Raw genomic sequence first — 18,215 nt, 5'->3', positions numbered from 1 at the left:
GCCGGAACGCGCAGGATGTCAACTGTTCTCCAGATGCTTCTGCGCCGCAAAAGTGCCTGCGGCGCTGGCGGCGAACACAAAATAGTAGCTTGCGATGCGGAAGAGCATCAGGGTGCTCATGGCCTCGCCGCTGGTCATAAAGCTGCTGAACACCAGCAGAAAAGCCGTTTCAATGGAGCCCATGCCTGCTACATTGGGCAGGGCGTTGGAAAGGAAGAGCATCAAGCTGGTGAGCAGCTGTACCTGCCAGAAGTTCAGCCCGCAGGAAAGCCCCATGAAGCGGATGCAGAACCACGGCAGGGTGAACATCAGAAACAGCTTGAGGGTCTGCACGGCAAGGATACGGGCACAGCGGCCCTTGTCGGCCAGCAGGAGGCGGCTCTCGGTGGCCAGGGTGTCCAGCTGCTCCAGCCACTTTTCCCGGCGGGTCTGCCATGGTTCTGTTTTGGGCAGAAAGCCCATGGCCCAGCGGGCCAGCCGCTGCACCAGCGGCGAGACACAGAGCAGCACCAGCGTCACGATGACCAGCGCCACCACGCAGTAGGCGGCGGGCAGATAGTGCATCACGCCGGAGGTGTTGGCGGCGAGCCAACGGTGTTGCAGCAGGAGCATCACAGTGGCATAGAGCAGAACAGTGGTCTTGTGGAATACATATTGCAGGGTCATCAGGCCAACACCGGGGCCCAGCGGCAGGCCGCAGTGGTAGAGATAGTAGGACTCCATGGGCACAGCCCCGGCACCCAGGCCGACCACGTTGCCAAAGATGCCCACAAAGGCGGCATCCAAGCCGCGCCGCAGGGTGAAGCCCGGCAGGCGGCAGCGGATGATGAGCCAGCAGACGATTCCCTCAAGCAGGGGGTATGTCAGGCCGATGGCCAGCACCAGCAGCACCTGCCAGAAGGAGAGCTGGGCCAGCGCGGTCGAGATCTCGGCCCAGTGGCTGCTGAAGATGAAAACCACTACACAGGTCAGCGCCAGCAGCACCAGCAGAGAAAGGATCGCCTTTTTGCGGGAGGGCTGCTGGGGGGTGTTGGTCTGTTCCATGGGACAAGGCTCCTTTCACGATACTGCTTGCAGTATAACACAGAGGAACCTTGTTTTTGTGAACTGAAACAAAATTTTTCTCGTCACTTTGTGTGATATGATAAAAAAGAACCTCTCAGGCTTACTTCATTTGCCAGGCCCGGGTTGCGGCTCCCAGCATCCACTTCGTGTTGGAAACAACACTTGTGTCTTGCTGGCCGCGGCCCCAACAGCAACGCCCTTTATCCGCCACTGGCGGCGGTTGTTGCTGTTGCCCCTATGAGGAGAAGTGGCATTGCGAAGCAATGACGGAGAGGTTTTGTGTTACTTTTTCGCTGTCAGATCTTCCACAGCAGCCCGGAGCGTCTGCTCAAAAGCCTCCTTGGAATAATACTGCTCGTACATTTTACGGCATTCTGTCCGCATGGAGGCCAGCTCTTCCGGGTGTTCAATGGCGTGCTCCAGCAGGACAGCCAGCTGCTGCGGGTCGTCGTTGTGGTAAACGAAGCCGTTCCGCCCCTCGGAGATGAGCCCGGCGGTGCCGGTGTGCTCCGATACGATGGACGGCTTGCCGAAGATCAGACCCTCGGTGACAAAGGTGGGCATGGGATCATCGCGGGAGGCGCAGACCAGACCGGTGCACTGCTCCATCAGGCTCTTGATCTCGTCACGGGTGAGCCGCTTGCAGTAGTACACGTTTCCCGGGTAGTCTGCGGTCAGGGTGCGGACGGAGTCCATCATCTCCTTGTCAGCGGCCTGGCCCACAAAGAGGAAGGAGGCTTTTTCCCGCACCTCGGGCGGCAGCAGGCGGATGGCCTTGCAGAAGATATCGTGACCTTTGCGGCGCTCAAAGGAGCCCACCGTGGCAAACAGCGGGCGGCCGTGGTTGTAGCCCAGATCGGTGCGGACAAAGTTCTCTGCCGCGTAATCAGGCAGGCCGTAGATGAGTGGCCGGATCTCGAACTCGGGCCGCACGGCGTGCATGGCGTTGGCGGCGTGGCTGCCCACCGAGTAGACCCGGACATTCTCTCCCAGCTGGGTGGGGATCTGGTGGGCAATGTGGGGATAGCCTGCAAAGGCATCATGGAGCCACCACAGCACCGGCACGGCGGTGCCGCTCAGGGCACGGACAGCCCGGGCCATGACCACCGTGTTGGCGATGACGAAGTCGGCACAGAGGGCCATGCCCCAGGCATCGGAGACATTGCGGCAGGACGACCGGGTGATGACCGAGGCCCCGGCATCCAGGAAGAGATGCAGGGAGCCGCCGTCACTGGGGCCCAGCACAAGTACCTCATACCCCATGCTGCGCAGCACCGGCACGGCGCTCACCAGCACGATGGGTGCGCCGGTCATATCCAGCACATGGCTCATAATAAAGGCACGTTTGCCGTGGGCCGAAAACGCATCCTCGGCGCAGATGCCGCGCTCGTAGTGGAGCAGGGCCTGCGGGATGAGAGTGGGCTTAGTGCAGAGCTGCGCGGCCAGCGCCAGCAGCTCGGGCACATTTTCGGGGTCATGGGCGGCGGCGCGGCAGCGCTCCAGCAGGGTGCGGCTGACCACGGCGCAGCGGTTCTGCGCCTGCAGCGGCTGGCTCTGATAGAGGGCAGTCGCCCCGCCAAAGCCGAACACAGCATTGCAGGCGACATAATCCGCGCCGTCCTGCAGGGCTTTGGCAAAGTACATCAGGGCGGTGGACATCAGCTCCACGTCCTCGGCGGCCAGAAGCACGCCGTCTACGCTTGCGGTCAGCTCCCCGCCCAGCCGGTCCACCAGCCGGAACTTGCGGTGGAGCTGGTCAGTCAGGGTGGCTTTCAGGGCCGTGCTGCGGGCCGATGCGCAGACCAGCAGATAGGTGCTCTGGGTGTTGCTGTACTCCTGCAGGGCCAGCTGACGCTGCTGCAGGGGGGTGTAATTGTTATACATGGCTGTTCCTCCGTTCCGCTTCTCAGTTTCCACGGTGGAACAGGCGCATCAGGCTGCGGATGGGAGCAGTGAGCTTCCAGCTTTTACTGGAAAACACGCTTTCCAGCGAGGTCTCGTAGGCAGTGCTCCGGGCCTGCAGATCGGCGTTTTTCTGGTGCAGCTGTGCGATCTCCTGCTGCAGGGCGGCCACCATCTGCTGCTGGGCCGCGGCATTCTGCTCCAGCTGCTGGATATGCTGCTTTTCGCTGTCCTTGCGCAGCTGGAGCTGCTGCACGCCCTGCAGCACGGCGCAGAACAAAGGCTCGTCCGTCAGGGTCTCCAGCGGGAAGTAGCCGTAGCTCACCACCAGCTTCATCCCGGCGGGGTAGTGGGTGGTGCCCTCCAGCCGGTAGTTGGGGTCATCGCCCAGGAAGAGGGTGCTTCCACCGGAAAGGTTCAGGCCGTTGGTGGGCACGCAGATGATGCGGTCGTCTGAAAAGATCAGGTTGGTGATGCAGCAGGGCAGCTCACCCGGGTCGAACCGCAGGGCCTGCACGGCCACCGGCAGCTCAAAGGTCGCGGTCACGGCACCGGTCAGCTCGTCGGTGGTGCAGTCGGGCGCGGTCAGGGTGTCCTTTTCCGAAAAGCCGAAGCCTGCATCATAATAGAGCAGCGGCTGCAGCAGAGTGGGCGAGTCAGTATGCATCTCGCGCTGGGGGTGTGCCGCAAGGTAGGACTGCACCTTCTGTTCCAGGGAAAGGCAGCGCTCTGCCAGATGGGAAGCACCTTCGTCCGAAAGCTTGAGCTGCTGTTCCAGCTCGGCGATCTTTTCCTGCAGAGCCGCAGTGTTCTCAGGAGCTGCGTTGTTCATAACCGGATTCTCCTCATAATATTATTTCACTTCAGCAGAGGGGGCACCCTCTGCAAAAAATCAGTGTTTTGCCGCAAAATGACGCTCAGGCGCTTCGGTGCGGGCGCTGCGCCGGCGGGGCGCTTCCGCCGCCTTCTGCTCCCGGCGGGAGGTGAGCCAGAACTTCAGGTCCCGACGGCGCACCAGCAGCTCGCAGATGAGCAGGGTGGAGCCCAGCGAAAGGGTGAACTGCAGCACCATGCCCAGCACCGGGTGAGCCGCAAACTTCTGGGGCATCAGATACCAGGGAATGGCCGTGAGCTCCACAGTGTGGACACAGAAGATGAACAGCGAACGGCGGCCAATGGCCTGAATGGCGTGGGTGACAACGTTCTCCACCCTGCGCTGGAACCAGATGACGATGGAAAGGATGCCCAGGCCCGTCACGGCATCCAGCAGGATGCTCACGGGACCGAAGGTCCACTCGGCCATCGAGACGCAGTCGGTGCTCTTGGTAAGAAGCACCAGTGCGGCCACAGCCAGCGCCGCCGCGATCATCCCGCCGCGCAGACGGGGCGAGAGGGGCTGTTCAAAGATCTTATACTTCTTGGCGAGGTAGCCCACATACAGAGCCGGAACGGTGACCATGCCCTGGCCGATGCAAAAAGGAGCCTCCCAGGTGATGCAGATGCCCCAGCCTAACAGCATGGTACCCAGCACCGCCCAGTTTATGTACTGCTCCGGGAAGATATTCAGGATGAGATCCAGCAGGACCCATGCGATCATCAGCGAGAGCAGATACCACATGGGGCCGCAGGAAAAGAACAGCTGGCCGAAATAGGTGGCCGTGTGGGGCAGGCCCAGTGCAAAGCCGCCCAGCACCTTGTAGGTCTCGTAGGTGGCGTTGTGCAGGCTGCCGAACAGGCTGTAATGGATGATAAAATGGAACACGGTGGTGGCAATGCCTGTATAGATGTAAGGCTTGAGCAGCGTTTTGAACTGCTGGTCGATGCACTTGCCGATGGAGCGCTTGCGGAAGCCGTAGCCGCTGGCAATGTAAAAGGCCGCCATCAGGGATTCGCGGTAGGCGAACATGCAAAAGGTCAGCGGGTTGATGTGGCTGGCATCGCCCATGGGATAAAGCTCACCGGTGTGGGCAAAGACGATGGTCAGCATGCCGACACCCTTGAGCAGGTCAAACATGCCCAGCGAATTTGCGGCACGGCGTTTGGTTCCCTCCATAAAAAGGTCCTCCTCTGCGCCGCACCCCGCCCCGGGATGGCAGAATTGCCGGATTTTTGGCGCATCATGTTAAAAATTAGAGATATTTATAATAAGTATAATGCTTTTTGCTCTTGCTGTCAATCAAACGCAGGGAGAAAGCACGGTGGGCGGATACCGGGAAAAGTGTACCACACTCACGGCCTGCCCGCAACAAAAGGCAGGATTTACATCCGGGTGCACAGATTGACTGCAAGTTTAAATTGCATATTTGTGCAATTAAATCTTGCATTTAAGCCCTCTATGCGGTATACTCTAGGCTAGAGTGCCCAGAAGATTCCATTTTGCGGAAACAAAAGGGAATAATTTAACAAAAATAAACAGGGAGTGTAAAATAATGGCAAACAAGGCTTGTAACGAAGTTGTGACCGTGGCAAATATGCCGATGACCGTTTTTGATATGATCTCTGCGATGCAGAATAAGTATGCTGACCGTGTGGCGTTCCGCTATGTGGAGGGCAAGGACACGGTGGTGGAAAAGACCTACGCTCAGTATGTGCAGGATATCCGCAAAGCGACCGGCTACCTGCAGCAGGAGCTGGGCGAGCCCAAGGGCAAGAAGATTGTCATCCTGAGCCGCACCAACTATGAGTACGGCGCGGTCGTTTTCGGCACCATGATGGCAGGCGCTGTCATCGTGACCCTGAACCAGGGCAAGACCTGGGCCGAGCTGGAGTATGAGCTGGGCATGGTGGAGCCGGACCTCATCTTCAATGATGGCATCGATTACGGCTACCGCGCCCAGCTGGAAGCGCTCTACGGCGCTCGGCTCCGCCCCATGGATGCCTGGACCGCTGCCCCTGAGGCTGAGATGGTCAACCGCATCGACCACGAGGGTCTGCTGATGCTGATGTTCACTTCCGGCACCACCGGCCGCAGCAAGGGTGTGATGCTGAGCGAGAAGAACTACTTCACCGCCTGCCAGATGTACATCGATGGCCAGAAGTCCGTCCTTGATTATGAGGAGCGGCTGGTACCCCAGTACCTCGACCAGACCTTCAGCCACTTTACGCTGGTGCCCATGTTCCATCTGGCCGGTTTCATCTGCTACTTTGTCTATGGCATACAGGGCTGGACCCTGAATCTCTGCTGTGATGCCCGCGACCTGCGCCGGGATATGAGCCTGATGCACAGCGATGCCATGTCTACCCCTCCGGTGCTGGTGGAGATGATCTGCAACGAGGTCAAGCGCGGCCATGCCGACCGCCTGAACGGGCTGTGGAACCTGAGCTGCAGCTCTGCCATCCTTGATCCCGCCATTCTGAGCGATCTGGTGAAGAATGGCTTCTACATCAATCAGTGCTACTCCATGACCGAGCTGGCCGGCTATGGCCTGCTGAACGTGACCCAGGAGGGCGACCACCTGCGTGCCCTGGGCAAGCCGGACGGCTTCTGTGAGGTCAAGGTGGACGAGACCGGCGAGATCTGCGTCCGCGGCGGCTGCGTGATGCTGGGCTACTATAAGGACCCCGAGGCCACTGCCGAGACCATCGACAAGGACGGCTGGCTCCACACCGGCGACCTGGCCCGCGTGGACGAGGAAGGCTACTACTATATGACCGGCCGCAAGAAGAACCTCATCATTCTGGACAGCGGCGAGAACGTCAGCCCCGAGGAGCTGGAAAAGCTGCTGGGCAAGTGCGATGCCATCAAGGAGTGCATCGTCAAGGAGATGGGCAAGAAGATCGGCACCGCGGTCTGCTGTGAGGATGACAAGCAGCAGCAGGTAAAGGCTTTTGTCACCGAGCTGAACCGCACCCTGCCCATGTACAAGCGCATCTCCGTTGTAGAATGCAGCACCGAGCCCCTGCCCCGCAACGCGCTGGGCAAGCTGCTGCGCAAGTAAAATCAAACGGGAGAAAAAGGAGCAGACCATGGTAAACAATGTCTATGATCTTGTCACCCGGACAATGGAGCAGGAATTCCCCGGGCGGGTGGCCTTCCGCTGGGTAGAGGATGCCACCGGCACCGTGAAGGAAAAGACCTGTGCCGAGTATGCACAGGATATCCGCCGCGCTGCTGCCTGGTTTGCCCGGAACATCCCGGAGGTGGAGGGCAAGCGGGTGGTTCTGCTGAGCCGGAACTGCTATGAGTACGGCGTGAATACCTTTGGCGCTGTGCTGGCCGGGGCTGTTCTGGTAACGATGAACCAGAAAAAGACCTGGGACGAACTGAGCTGGGAGCTGGAGCTGGCAGAGCCTGCCCTCATTCTGAACGATGGGGTGGACTACGGCTGCCGTGAGCAGCTGGAGGCTGCGTATGGGGAACGCCTGCGGCCGATGGATGTCTGGAAGGACACCGCGCCCGGCGGGCTGGAAAAGAAAATCGACCCCAATGCCCTGATGGTCATGCTGTTCACCTCCGGCACCACCGGCCGCAGCAAGGCCGTGATGCTGGCAGAGCGGAACTTTTTTACCGTGATGCAGATGCACGTTGCCATGGGCGACCACATGCTGGACTTCAAGCACCGGCAGCTGCCCGAGGACAAAAACGATGTCCTGAGCAACTTTGCCATCCTGCCCCTGTTCCATCTGGGCACCTTTATCTGCCTGTTCTCCTGGCCCTTCAAGGGCTGGGCCCTGAACCTTTGCAGTGACCTGCGGAATTTCTACCGGGATCTGGGCCTGATGCACAGCGATTCCATTGCCGTGGCCCCGGTGCTGATGGAGAGCATCTACAAGGATGTCAAGCGCGGCCGCGCCGATAAGCTGAACGGCCTGTGGAACCCCTGCGGCAGCTCTGCCATGTTCGACAGCGAGCTGCTGCTGGGTCTGGTGGAAAACGGCATGTACATCACCCAGTGCTACGGCATGACCGAGACCTGCGGCGATGGTCTGGTGAACTACGCCCAGGCAGAGCCCCATATCCGGGCGCTGGGCAAGCCGGACGGCCACTGCGAGTACAAGCTGGATGAGACCGGCGAGATCTGCATCCGGGGCGGCTGTGTGATGCTGGGCTACTATAAGGATCCCGAAGCCACCGCCGAGATCATCGACAAAGACGGCTGGCTCCACACCGGCGACCTGGCCCGTGAGGACGAGGACGGCTATTACTATATGGTGGGCCGGAAGAAGAACCTGATCATTCTGGGCACCGGCGAGAACGTCAGCCCCGAGGAGCTGGAAAGAAAGCTCAACGCCTGCCCTGAGGTGCAGGAGTGCATGGTCAAGGAGATGGGCAAAAAGATCGGTGCGCTGATCTGCTGTGCCGAGGAAAAGCAGGCGGAGGTCCGGGCCTTTATCACTGGGTTGAACCGTACCCTGCCGCTGTACCAGCGGATCACGGCGGTGGAGTTCAGCACCGAGCCCCTGCCCCGCAACGCCATGGGCAAGCTGCTGCGCAGGTAAGCGCGGAAATTGTAAAAAAAGCGCAAAACCGCGCGGTCGGTGTGTTGCATTTCCTCCATAAAACAGGTATTATAAAACACAGGAATGCCCAGCCCGGCTGGCTAAACCGGCCCGGCGCGTGGCATACTGAAACTGCGCCCTTGCAGGCGATAAAAAATCCCTCACGGAAAGGAAGATTTTTTGATGGAAAGAGCAGAAATCATGTCTCAGATCCTGGCAATTCTGGAGGATGTGGCAGAGATCTCGCCCGAGGATGTCAACGAAAACAGCGTGATGATGGATGATCTGGATCTGTCCTCTATGGAGATCCTGACCGTCGTGGCCGATCTGGAAGAGACCTTTGGTCTGCGCATCCCCGAAAAGGAGCTGCGCAACTTTGTGACCATCGGCGATCTGGCCGATTATCTGGCCGAGAACGCGGGGTAAATTCCGGATGAATGCAGAGCAGCGTGCGGTGTTTCAGGGCATCGTCTACTACTACCGTGAAAATCAGGTCCTCTGCCGCTATCAGGCCACGCTGAAGGAGGCCGTTGCCCCGGCTCTTCTGCAGCAGGCATTGGATGCGGCCCGCCCGCTGGCAGAGTATTATTTCTGCCATGTGGTGTGGGAAAAGCGGGAGGCCCGTCTGGAGCCCAACACTGCCCCCTGCCGTGTGCGGCAGGGCAGCACCCAGCCAAAGATCCCCGAGGAGACGAACGATTATCTCTTCTCGCTGGGCTATGAGGGGAACACGGTCTATCTGGACTGGTTCCACTTCCTGGCCGATGGCCGGGGCAGCGCGCCCTTTTTCACCCTGCTGCTCAAGCTCTACTGCAATCTGCGCTCCAACGCCGGTTTTGTGTGCGAGGCCCTTGCCTCTGACCCGCCCTACGATGTGGAACAGCTGCTGGACCGCTACCCGGAGAGCCAGGTGGCCAACGACATGCAGAAGGACGTGTTGCAGATCCACGAGGGCACGCCCCATTTTCAGCGGCTGCGGCTGGACAGGCAGAGCCTTGTGGATCTGGCGCGGAAGGAGGGCGTGAAGCCCTTCAGCGCCCTCATGGGGCTGACTTGCCAGGCAGCGCAGCGGTATCTGGAAAAGAATGACCTTGTGTACAGCTATGCCGCCGACACCCGCGCGGCGCTGGGGGTGCCGCATGCCCTGTACAATTGCATTGCGTCCTTTCAGCTGTCCCTGCAGCTGGAACCGCAGGCCCGGCTCCACAGCTTTGCAAAGCGGCTCGACCATGAGATCCGGGAAAGCCTGACCCCGGAGCGCCGCCTGTTCCGCATGGCCGAACAGATGGGCTGGGTGTATCAGGTGTTCCGGCAGAAGGCCGCACTCAAGATCAAGAAGCGTGTGTTCCAGATGGGCGAGTACATCAGCGGCTTCCCGGCAGATTTCTGGGTCAGCTACATCGGCAGCCCGCTGCTGCCGCACAGCCCGGAGCTGGAAGCGTACCTGACCGATTTCCAGACCTGGGTGCTGCCGGACGGTGCGTCCCTTGCAATGGAGGTCACCAGCCTGCACGGCGTGCTGACCTGCTGCATTGAGAACAAGGTGGACAAGCCCGGCTACCTCGAGGCCCTGCGCGACGTGATGGAGCAGGAGGGCATCAGGGTGCTGGAAGCGGTACATATCTCTTAAAAGAAAATGACCCTTTCCGTCATGCGTCGGCGTGGCGGAAGGGGTCATTTTTCATATTGTGGAGGTGGGCCGGATGCTGACCTCGCCGTGCTGCAGGGCAATCTGCCTGCCGCCCTCGCGCTCCACCACCAGACGGCCCGCATCGTCAATGAAAAGGGCCTTTGCGGCATAGGTCTCGGCCCCGGTGCAGACAGTGATCCAGTGGCCCGGCACAAAGCAGCGAGTCCGGTACTCGTCCAGACAGTCGAAGGCCGGGCAGAGGGAGAGCAGCTCCCGGGCAATGGCCCCGGCCAGCACCGCCCGGCTCACGGGCGCGGGGCCGCCGGGGTAAAGGCTGCCTGCCGTGCGGGCCAGCTCCTCGGGCCAGTCGGCAGGGGAGGTGGTCAGGTTGAGGCCGATGCCCACCACCAGCCATTCCAGCTGGCCGCTCTCCATGTCGGTCCCGGCTTCGGTCAGGATGCCGCAGACCTTGCGGCCCTGATAGTAAAGGTCGTTCACCCATTTGATGCCCAGTTCCAGCCCGCACAGGGCCTTGACAGCCCGGGCCACGGCCACCGCCGCACTGATGGTCGCGCTCTGGGCATCGGCGGCAGAAAGGGCGGGCCGCAGGATGAGGGAGAGGTAGACCCCCTTCCCGGCAGGGCTTTCGAACCGCCGCCCCAGCCGCCCGCGCCCCGCCTGCTGATGGGCCGTGAGCACCAGCGTGCCGTGGGGTGCACCGCCCAGTGCCAGCTGCTTGGCCGTCAGGTTGGAGCTTTGCAGCGTGTCGTAGATGTGAATGGGGGCGGGGTAGGGGCCCACCGCCTCGGCGCAGAAGGGGTCACCGCCTGCCAGCCGGTAGCCCCGGCGCGGGGCGGAATCCAGCGCGTATCCCTGGGCCAAAAGCGCCTGTGCCGCCTTGTGGACAGCCGCGCGGCTCACGCCCAGCGCTTCGGCCAGCTGCTGGCCTGAGATATAGGCTCCCTCTGCCGCCGAAAGCGCCTGCAGCAGGGCCTGTTTGGTGCTTCCACCCATGGAAAACGCCTCCTTCTTATAGTATAATAACAGTATAGCATAACTTGAAGTTTTGCAAAAGAAGAACCTCTCAGGCGCTTTGCGCCAGCTCCCCATATTTTTTAAATTTTTTGCAGGAAAACCGCGCTCTGTTTCGTATTCAATTACAGAGCGGCAGGAAAGGAGGGATGCGGACCGTTGACAACACTGGAATTCAATGCGCTGGTGCGGCAGTATCAGGGGCTGGTCTACACGGTCTGCCACCAGCTGGTGCCGGACGAGGGCGATGCCCAGGATCTGGCACAGGAGACCTTTCTGGCCGCGTGGCGTGCCATTGACCGCTGCCCGCCCGGGTACGAAAAGCAGTGGCTGGCGCGTATCGCTTCCAACAAAGCCAAGGACTACCTGCGCAGTGCGTGGGTGCGCCGGGTGAACACCCCGGGAGATGATATCCTTGCACTGGAAGGCGCGCCGCCCGGCTCCGACCCGGAGCAGCAGGTGCTGGATGCCATGAGCGAGGAGACCCTGACCGAGAAGATCCTGGGGATGCGGGAGCCGTACCGCACCCCCTGCCGCCTGATGCTGCTGGAGGGCCGCACCGCCGCCGAGGCGGCAGCCCTCTGCGGCAGGCCCCAAAAGACGGTGGAGGCGCAGATCTACCGGGCAAAGAAAATGCTGGCGGAGCAGATCCGTCAGGAAAGGAGGAGCGAAGATGGAATTGTTTCGTGAAGATGGCTGCATGACCGACGCGGGCTTCCGGGCCATGATGGACGGCCAGCTGGATGAGCTGGGCAGGCTGGAAGCCGCCGAACACCTCTCTTATTGTGACCAGTGCATGGACCGTTACACGGCCCTTTTGACCGCCGATGCACTGGAAAAACCGCCAAAGAGTGTGCAGGGCGCGGTGATGGGCACGATTTGGGCCCGCCTGATGCAGAATACCTATGGCAGGGCTGCCGTGGCCGGTGTGGCCGCTGTGCTGGCCCTGACCCTGTGGCGGAGCGGGGCGCTGCAGCAGATCATCCAGTATGGTGCCGGGCGGGAGACCGTGCTGGAGACCGACCAGAGCCAGCTCTGGGAACCCGGCCGGAATGACCCGGCCCCGGAGAACACCCCGCAATACCGCCCCATTGAGGACGACCGGCCGCAGGCCGCGCCGGAACAGCTGGGGAGACCCATGGAGACAAAACAGGACCGCCGCTATGCCGGCGAAGGCTCCTCTTTGCTCCACAAGCTGCTCACGAATGTGACCGATAAGATCGCGGGCAATACCCAGAATACAGAGAAATGAGGGAACGATTATGAAGAAAAATGGCATCCTGACCCTGCTGTTCGCCTTTATCCCGGGCGCGGGCCAGATGTATCAGGGATATATGAAGCGCGGTCTTTCGCTGATGCTGATGGCGGCTGCCATCAGCATGGCAGCCATGCTGATCCCACCCATCGCGTTTGCGCTGCTGGTGGTGTTCATGTACAGCTTTTTCGACACCTTCAACCTGCGTGCCCAGATCAGCATGGGCACCGCCCCGGAGGACGATTATCTGGTCCACTTCGACCCGCAGGACAAGCGCCTTGCCCGGATGATGATGGACAGCCACAAGCTGGTGGGCTGGTGCCTGATCGCCATCGGTGCGCTGATCGCCTACGAGCAGATCATTATGAACACGCTGGGCGATATCCTGTGGCGCTGGGGCCAGAAAGCTCCGGTGTGGCGGGCCATCTATCTGGTGATGGATCAACTGCCCGAGGTGGTGCTCTGCGTGGCACTGATCCTGTGCGGCATCTGGCTGGTGCGTGGGCCCAGGGCAAAGAAGGCTGCCCCGGAAGCTGCACCGGAGGAAACCGATTTTCAGGAGTATCAGCCTGAAAAGAAGATGCCCAGCCTGCTGGATCACTTTGCCCGCAAGGCAGAGCCGGATACGACCGGTGAGGTGACCCTTGACCCGGAGGATGAAGACGATGGACGAGAAGAATAACACAACAGAGCGCCCGGCCCCCAAAGCCCCGGAGAGCGCCCCGGTGCGCCGGGTGGGCACCCTGACACTGGGAGTCTGCCTGATCGTCTGCGGCGTGCTGTTCCTCTGCTATTTCTTTGTGCCGCATTTCAACTGGGAGCTTGCGCTGAAGATCGCTCCGGCGGCAGGGCTGATCCTGCTGGGGTGCGAGGTGCTGTATTTTGCCGCAAGGCCCCAGCGCTGGAAGTACGATTTCCTCTCGGTGTTCCTCTGCATCGTGCTGATGGTCAGCGCCTTTGGCGGGGCCTGCCTGATGGCAGCCTTTGATTTTGCCCTGCACCGGGAGGAGTTCTGGATCGAATACGATGCCCGGCAGGAGCGGGGCCTGAATGATGCGGAAAGCGACCGCCTGCGCCTTGATCTGGACGATGGCACCGGCCCGGACCTCGATGAGGAAAATGAGGACAGCAGCGCGGCCTCCCACACGGAAGTGTGAACCATACAAAAAACATATCACAGCAATACAAAAGATACCTTTTACAGGGGGCACCTGTCCGGGTATACTGAATGTGCACCCGGACGATGGGTGCTCGAAGAAAAAAGTGTAAAAGCGAACCGCCATGGCATCTGTCACCATGGCGGTTCGCTTTTTGCTGTATCGTGTATTACTTGCGGGCGATCATCTCGGTGTAGGCCAGCACCAGGGGGCCTACACCCTTGGCATCGTTGCAGACCACAGGCTCACTGAAGTAGTAGGCCAGGGAGCCGTCGCGGTGGTCTTTGCCGCCCAGACCTGCCACCAGGCAGATGCCGTCCAGCTGCAGGCTGCCGTCCGGGTTCTTGGAGAGGTACCTGTCACAGGTGCCGTAGAAGGCTTTCTCAGCCCAGGCAGCCATCCGCTTGGGCAGGTAGCCCAGGCGCACGCCCTTGAGCACCGCATAGGCGAACAGGGCAGTGCCGCTGGTCTCAAGGTAGTTGCCCTCCACGCCGGGGTGATCCATCACCTGCCAGAACATGCCGGTCTCCTCGTCCTGGAACTTGTGCACATCCTCAATGGTCTGGCGGAGCTGTGCCATGATGCCGCGGTACTCGTTGTACAGCTGCTCGTCCATCCGCTCCAGCACATCCACCATGGCCACCATGAACCAGCCCATGGCCCGCAGCCAGAAGTTGGGGCTGCAGCCGGTCACGGGGTCAGCCCAGTACATCTGGCGGCTCTCGTCGTAGCCGTGGTAGTACAGGCCGGTCTTTTCGTCCCGCATGTGCTTTTTGATGTTCATAAACTGCTTGTAGCTGTCAATGCAGCCCTGCATCTTGTTGTAGCGGGTCTCGTACTCCATGTAGAAGGGCTGGGCCATGTAGGTACCGTCCAGCCAGACCTGCCAGGGGTAGATCTCCTTGTGCCAGAAGTTGCCCTCCTTGGTGCGGGGCTGGGTGAGCAGCTGGCTGCGGATGGTGTCAATGGCCCGGCGGTACTTCTCATCCCCGAAGATGTCGTACAGGGTGAACAGGTTCTTGCCCTGGTTTACGTTGTCCAGGTTGTACTCCTTGGGGTCATAGGTCTTGATGGAGCCATCCTCCTGCACAAAGAAGTCGATGAAGTCCTTGGAGAAGCTCAGGTACTTCTCGTCCCCGGTGGTCTTGTACAGGCTCAGGCAGGCCGTGATCATGCAGCCGTCGATGTAGTTCCACTTGTTGGGCTTGCCGCTGCGCACCTTTTCAATGTTCCACATGGGGGCCTCGGCACTGGAATTGGCGATCAGGTAGTCCACATAGTCGCCCAGCAGGGTGAGAATTTCTTCATGGGTCATGGGTCAGTCCTCCTCGAAATGGCCGACATTGGCAAAGCGCAGGCGCTCGCCCTCGTAGCCGGTGATCTTGACGTTGTGCAGGTCGATCTCCTTGACGTTTTCCGCGTAGATGGCCAGCTTTTTCACGTTGGGGCGGTTGTCCGCCATGGCGGCCTGACCGGCTTCAGCGTTGGGGTCAAAGGTGATGGTGACATTCTTCATGGAGATGCGCTCGATGGGCTGCTCAGGCAGGCCGTCGAAGTAGCAGCCCGCGAACTGTGCGTCGGTGGCCACGATATCCTCCATGGTCAGGCTGCCCAGCTTGGGGGTGTACTCATCCACCGGCATGGCATCGCGGCACTGGACATAGGGGCCGTGGCCGTCCGGGTCACAGAAATAGAACATATTGATGACAAAGGGGGTCTTGACACCGCGCATCTCCACATTGCGGAACACCAGCCCGTCGATGACGGCGGTGTTGCCGCGGCCGCGCCGGGTCTTGACCCGCAGGCCGCGGTCAGTGTGGTCCATCAGGCACTGGGTCACCACCATATCCTTCACGCCGCCGCTCATCTCGCTGCCGATGACGATGCCGCCATGACCCTTGTCCAGCAGGCAGTTCCGGATCACAGTGTGCTCACAGCTCTTTTTCAGCTTCATGCCCAGGAACACCTTGCTGGCTTTCATGGCAATGCAGTCGTCACCCACGTGGATGTTCGCGCCGATGATGCGGATGTACTCGCAGCTCTCGGGGTCGATGCCGTCGGTGTTGGGGGCGTTGTAGGGGTTGTTGATGTTGAAGTTCAGCAGATCCAGATGCTTGACGAAGATGGGGTGGATGGTCCAGGAGTAGCTGTTCTGCACCGTGATGCCGTGCAGGCAGACATTCTCACTGTCCACTGCGGCCACCGCGCGGGGCCGCCATGCGATCCGCTTGACCTTCTGGTTGATCCACCAGTCGCCGTTCTGGGCATCGCAGTCCAGTGTGCCCTCGCCGGTCACCACCACGTCGTGCACCTGCGTGATGTTCAGCAGGCCGGCAAAGCTGTCCAGCGGGTTGCCCTCCCAGCCGGTCAGGTAATATTCATCCACCTCATTCTCACTGGGGATGACACCGGGCAGGATGGGGTAGTGGGTGCGGTCATTGTCGCCCAGCAGCACAGCGCCCTTTTCCAGGTAGAGGGTGGTGCAGCTCTTCATAAACAGGCTGGAGGTGCGGTAGCGCCCGGCGGGCAGATAGACCGTGCCGCCCTTGGGGCAGGTGGAAAGGGCAGCCTGCAGCTTGCCGGTGTTGTCGGTGGTGCCGTCGGCCACCAAGCCGTAGCGGGATGCGTCCACAAAGAAGGTCTCGGCCTCAGTGGTGAAATCGAGGGTCAGGGTCTCGCCCTCAGCCTGCACGGCAACCGTGTAGGAGGTGCCGGGCAGCAGGCTGAACAGGGAGAACACGTTGGTCTCGCAGGCGGTGTAAACAGTCTCACCGTTCAGCTGGACGGTGAAGGGATGCGCCGGACGGTAGCACAGGCCGTTTTCCAGCTCGAACACGGCACTGCGGGTCATGGAACGGATCAGGGAAAGCTTCATAAACAGGATGCCTCCTTGGATGTTGAAAGAATTATGGGTTGCCCGCAGGTGGCGGGCATGGTACACTGAGGAAAAGAAACTGTTGAATGGGGTGTGCGGATGAAAGCGGAACGGGAAAAATGGAGCGGCCAGGTAACGGCAAAGGCGCTGCGGTTCCAGACCGGCCAGTATGAGCTGGCTGAGGAGGAGGAAATCTGCCGGATCATTCTGGTGTCCGGCGGTAGCTTTACGCTGGTGCGGGGCGGCGAGAGCCTGCTGGTGAACCCGGGCTGCGTGCTGCTGCTGGGCCCCGGCGGGGGCTTGCTGCAGCAGGCGGGCCACATTGCCCCCGAGCTCCTCGGCTGCCGGTTCCCGGCGGGCGTTCTCCCGGTGCTCAAGAACCTGATGCAGCGGGATTTCATGCCGCTGTTCGAGCCGGGAGCACAAACGGCCCTGTACGGTCCGGTGCAGTGGTCAGGCCGCCTGCGCACGCTGCTGGGCATGATGCAAAGCGCCGAGAGCGAGCCGGAAAGCCCCGGCATGATCTATCTGGCCCTCATCCTGCACTATGTGGAGCAGGAGTGCCGCAGTGAAAAGCAGGACATCCGCCCCCGCAACGAGACGGTGGAGCAGATCTGCGCTTACCTTGCAGCCAACTACCAGCAGAAATTCTCCCTGACAGATGTGGCTGCGCGGTTCTACCTGTCGCCCTATTACCTGAGCCGGCTGTTCCGGCGGGTCACGGGCCAGTCCATTGTGGATTACATCAATGGCCGCCGCATCGAGGCTGCCCAGCGCCTGCTGGAGAGCACCGACCTGAACATCAGCGCTGTGGCCGAGCAGACCGGCTTTGCCTCTGCCGCCCATTTCCGCCGCGTGTTCCGCGAGACGATGGGAACGGGGCCGCTGCAATACCGCAAGAGCCACCGCGGATAAGAACAACGCCCCCTGTGCGCAGCACAGGGGGCGTTGCTTATTCATCGAAAGTCAATGGCTCTGTCCGCAGAGGGGGTGCTTAGCCCTTGACAGCACCGGCGGAGATACCTTCGACGAACTGATCCTGTGCACAGAAGAAAACGATCAGCTGCGGCAGGATGGAGATCAGGGACAGGGCCAGGATACGGTTCCAGGCAAAGCCGGTATCACCGTCCATGGACAGCTTGACGAACAGGGACATGGGGTACTTTGCAGGGGTCTGCACGTAAAGCAGGGGGCCCATGAAGTCGTTGCAGCTCCACATGAACTGGAACAGTGCGCAGGATACCAGAGCGGGCATCAGCATGGGGACAATGACCTTGTACAGGGTCTGGAAGGAGTTGCAGCCATCAATGGCGGCAGCCTCGTCCAGATCGCGCGGGACATTGCGCATGAACTGCACCAGCTGGTAAACAAAGTAGGTCTCAGTTGCAAATGCAGTGTGGACCCAGATGGCCAGATAGAACGGGCTGTTGACCCAGCCGAACTTGGTGTACAGCAGGAACTGAGGAACGTTCAGAACGACCTGAGGCAGGAACAGGGTGGCCAGCATGATGCTGAACAGGATCTTCCGGCCCGGGAAGTCGAAACGGCCAAAGCCGTAGGCTGCAATGCAGGAGGAGACCACCGTGCAGATGACCTTGGGCAGAACATAAGAATAAGTGTTCAGCATGGCCTGCAGGATGTTGATGGAACCGCCGAAGTTGTTCAGCGCGTTCTTGTAGCCCTCCAGGGTGGGGTTCTTGATCCACAGGCCGATGCCTGCAAAGATCTCGCTGTTGTCCTTGAAGGTGGCGCTGACCATCCACAGCAGGGGATAGATCATGATCAGGCCCACCAGGATCAGGACAAGATACTTAAAAAACGTCGCAATGGCGTTGGATGCTTTCATTCCCATACTGTCAC

The 18,215-nt window shown here is 60.5% G+C and carries 17 protein-coding genes; 9 read left to right on the top strand and 8 right to left on the bottom strand.

Annotation, left to right across the window (positions count from 1 at the left end):
- Window positions 1-18: 18 nt before the first annotated feature.
- From MTP42_RS11525 to MTP42_RS11510, 4 genes are all read right to left on the bottom strand, one after another.
- Entirely contained in the window at window positions 19-1,044 is a 1,026-nt protein-coding gene (locus MTP42_RS11525) for a lysylphosphatidylglycerol synthase transmembrane domain-containing protein (protein ID WP_249257361.1), read from the bottom strand.
- 303 nt (window positions 1,045-1,347) lie between these two features.
- Window positions 1,348-2,949 (bottom strand): glycosyltransferase, encoded by a 1,602-nt coding sequence (locus MTP42_RS11520; RefSeq protein ID WP_249257360.1) that lies wholly within the window; start codon window positions 2,947-2,949, stop codon window positions 1,348-1,350.
- 22 nt (window positions 2,950-2,971) lie between these two features.
- Window positions 2,972-3,799, bottom strand: a complete 828-nt coding sequence (locus MTP42_RS11515) for a hypothetical protein (protein ID WP_097773396.1) — start codon at window positions 3,797-3,799, stop codon at window positions 2,972-2,974.
- 60 nt (window positions 3,800-3,859) lie between these two features.
- Window positions 3,860-5,020, bottom strand: coding sequence for an acyltransferase family protein (locus MTP42_RS11510; protein ID WP_156060410.1), 1,161 nt, complete (start codon window positions 5,018-5,020; stop codon window positions 3,860-3,862).
- A 376-nt stretch (window positions 5,021-5,396) separates the two neighbouring features.
- Here MTP42_RS11510 and MTP42_RS11505 point away from each other — a divergent pair, with 376 nt between their 5' ends.
- The 4 genes from MTP42_RS11505 to MTP42_RS11490 all read left to right on the top strand — a co-directional run bounded on the left by MTP42_RS11505 (window position 5,397) and on the right by MTP42_RS11490 (window position 10,036).
- Window positions 5,397-6,905, top strand: a complete 1,509-nt coding sequence (locus tag MTP42_RS11505) for a class I adenylate-forming enzyme family protein (protein WP_249257359.1) — start codon at window positions 5,397-5,399, stop codon at window positions 6,903-6,905.
- 28 nt (window positions 6,906-6,933) lie between these two features.
- Window positions 6,934-8,406 carry a class I adenylate-forming enzyme family protein gene (locus tag MTP42_RS11500; RefSeq protein WP_249257358.1) on the top strand — a complete coding sequence of 491 codons (1,473 nt, stop codon included), beginning with the start codon at window positions 6,934-6,936 and terminating at the stop codon, window positions 8,404-8,406.
- 183 nt (window positions 8,407-8,589) lie between these two features.
- Window positions 8,590-8,832, top strand: coding sequence for an acyl carrier protein (locus MTP42_RS11495; RefSeq protein WP_005934955.1), 243 nt, complete (start codon window positions 8,590-8,592; stop codon window positions 8,830-8,832).
- Window positions 8,833-8,839: 7 nt separating this feature from the next.
- Window positions 8,840-10,036: a hypothetical protein gene (locus MTP42_RS11490; protein WP_249257357.1), complete on the top strand. Its 1,197-nt coding sequence runs from the start codon at window positions 8,840-8,842 to the stop codon at window positions 10,034-10,036.
- Between the two features lie 51 nt (window positions 10,037-10,087).
- Here the strand turns inward: MTP42_RS11490 and MTP42_RS11485 are convergent, their stop codons facing one another.
- Window positions 10,088-11,050 carry a biotin--[acetyl-CoA-carboxylase] ligase gene (locus MTP42_RS11485; protein ID WP_249257356.1) on the bottom strand — a complete coding sequence of 321 codons (963 nt, stop codon included), beginning with the start codon at window positions 11,048-11,050 and terminating at the stop codon, window positions 10,088-10,090.
- Between the two features lie 177 nt (window positions 11,051-11,227).
- Here MTP42_RS11485 and MTP42_RS11480 point away from each other — a divergent pair, with 177 nt between their 5' ends.
- Genes MTP42_RS11480 through MTP42_RS11465 form a run of 4 tightly spaced genes read left to right on the top strand, consistent with a single transcriptional unit; the run spans window position 11,228 to window position 13,480 of the window.
- Window positions 11,228-11,758 (top strand): RNA polymerase sigma factor, encoded by a 531-nt coding sequence (locus tag MTP42_RS11480; RefSeq protein ID WP_227612747.1) that lies wholly within the window; start codon window positions 11,228-11,230, stop codon window positions 11,756-11,758.
- The gene (locus MTP42_RS11475) at window positions 11,742-12,320 is read left to right on the top strand and encodes a hypothetical protein (RefSeq protein WP_156070492.1); all 579 of its coding nucleotides are present in this window, start codon (window positions 11,742-11,744) and stop codon (window positions 12,318-12,320) included. The genes MTP42_RS11480 and MTP42_RS11475 overlap by 17 nt, the downstream gene beginning before the upstream one ends.
- Window positions 12,321-12,330: 10 nt before the next feature.
- Window positions 12,331-13,005 (top strand): hypothetical protein, encoded by a 675-nt coding sequence (locus MTP42_RS11470; RefSeq protein ID WP_156070491.1) that lies wholly within the window; start codon window positions 12,331-12,333, stop codon window positions 13,003-13,005.
- Window positions 12,989-13,480: a hypothetical protein gene (locus MTP42_RS11465; RefSeq protein WP_156070490.1), complete on the top strand. Its 492-nt coding sequence runs from the start codon at window positions 12,989-12,991 to the stop codon at window positions 13,478-13,480. The genes MTP42_RS11470 and MTP42_RS11465 overlap by 17 nt, the downstream gene beginning before the upstream one ends.
- A 169-nt stretch (window positions 13,481-13,649) precedes the next feature.
- Here MTP42_RS11465 and MTP42_RS11460 read toward each other — a convergent pair whose 3' ends face one another.
- Entirely contained in the window at window positions 13,650-14,795 is a 1,146-nt protein-coding gene (locus MTP42_RS11460) for a glycoside hydrolase family 88/105 protein (RefSeq protein WP_156059743.1), read from the bottom strand.
- A gap of 3 nt (window positions 14,796-14,798) precedes the next feature.
- Window positions 14,799-16,355, bottom strand: a complete 1,557-nt coding sequence (locus tag MTP42_RS11455) for a glycoside hydrolase family 28 protein (protein ID WP_249257355.1) — start codon at window positions 16,353-16,355, stop codon at window positions 14,799-14,801.
- A 99-nt stretch (window positions 16,356-16,454) separates the two neighbouring features.
- Between MTP42_RS11455 and MTP42_RS11450 the strand changes: the two genes are divergently transcribed.
- The gene (locus tag MTP42_RS11450) at window positions 16,455-17,270 is read left to right on the top strand and encodes an AraC family transcriptional regulator (protein WP_249257354.1); all 816 of its coding nucleotides are present in this window, start codon (window positions 16,455-16,457) and stop codon (window positions 17,268-17,270) included.
- A gap of 79 nt (window positions 17,271-17,349) precedes the next feature.
- Here MTP42_RS11450 and MTP42_RS11445 read toward each other — a convergent pair whose 3' ends face one another.
- The gene (locus tag MTP42_RS11445; protein WP_442899438.1) at window positions 17,350-18,201 is read right to left on the bottom strand and encodes a carbohydrate ABC transporter permease; all 852 of its coding nucleotides are present in this window, start codon (window positions 18,199-18,201) and stop codon (window positions 17,350-17,352) included.
- Between the last annotated feature and the right edge of the window lie 14 nt (window positions 18,202-18,215).

The sequence above is a fragment of the Faecalibacterium sp. I2-3-92 genome, assembly GCF_023347315.1.
GTDB lineage: Bacteria > Bacillota > Clostridia > Oscillospirales > Ruminococcaceae > Faecalibacterium > Faecalibacterium duncaniae.
Note: the sequence above shows the minus strand (reverse complement) of the source record. Positions and strands in the feature narration are given on the sequence as shown.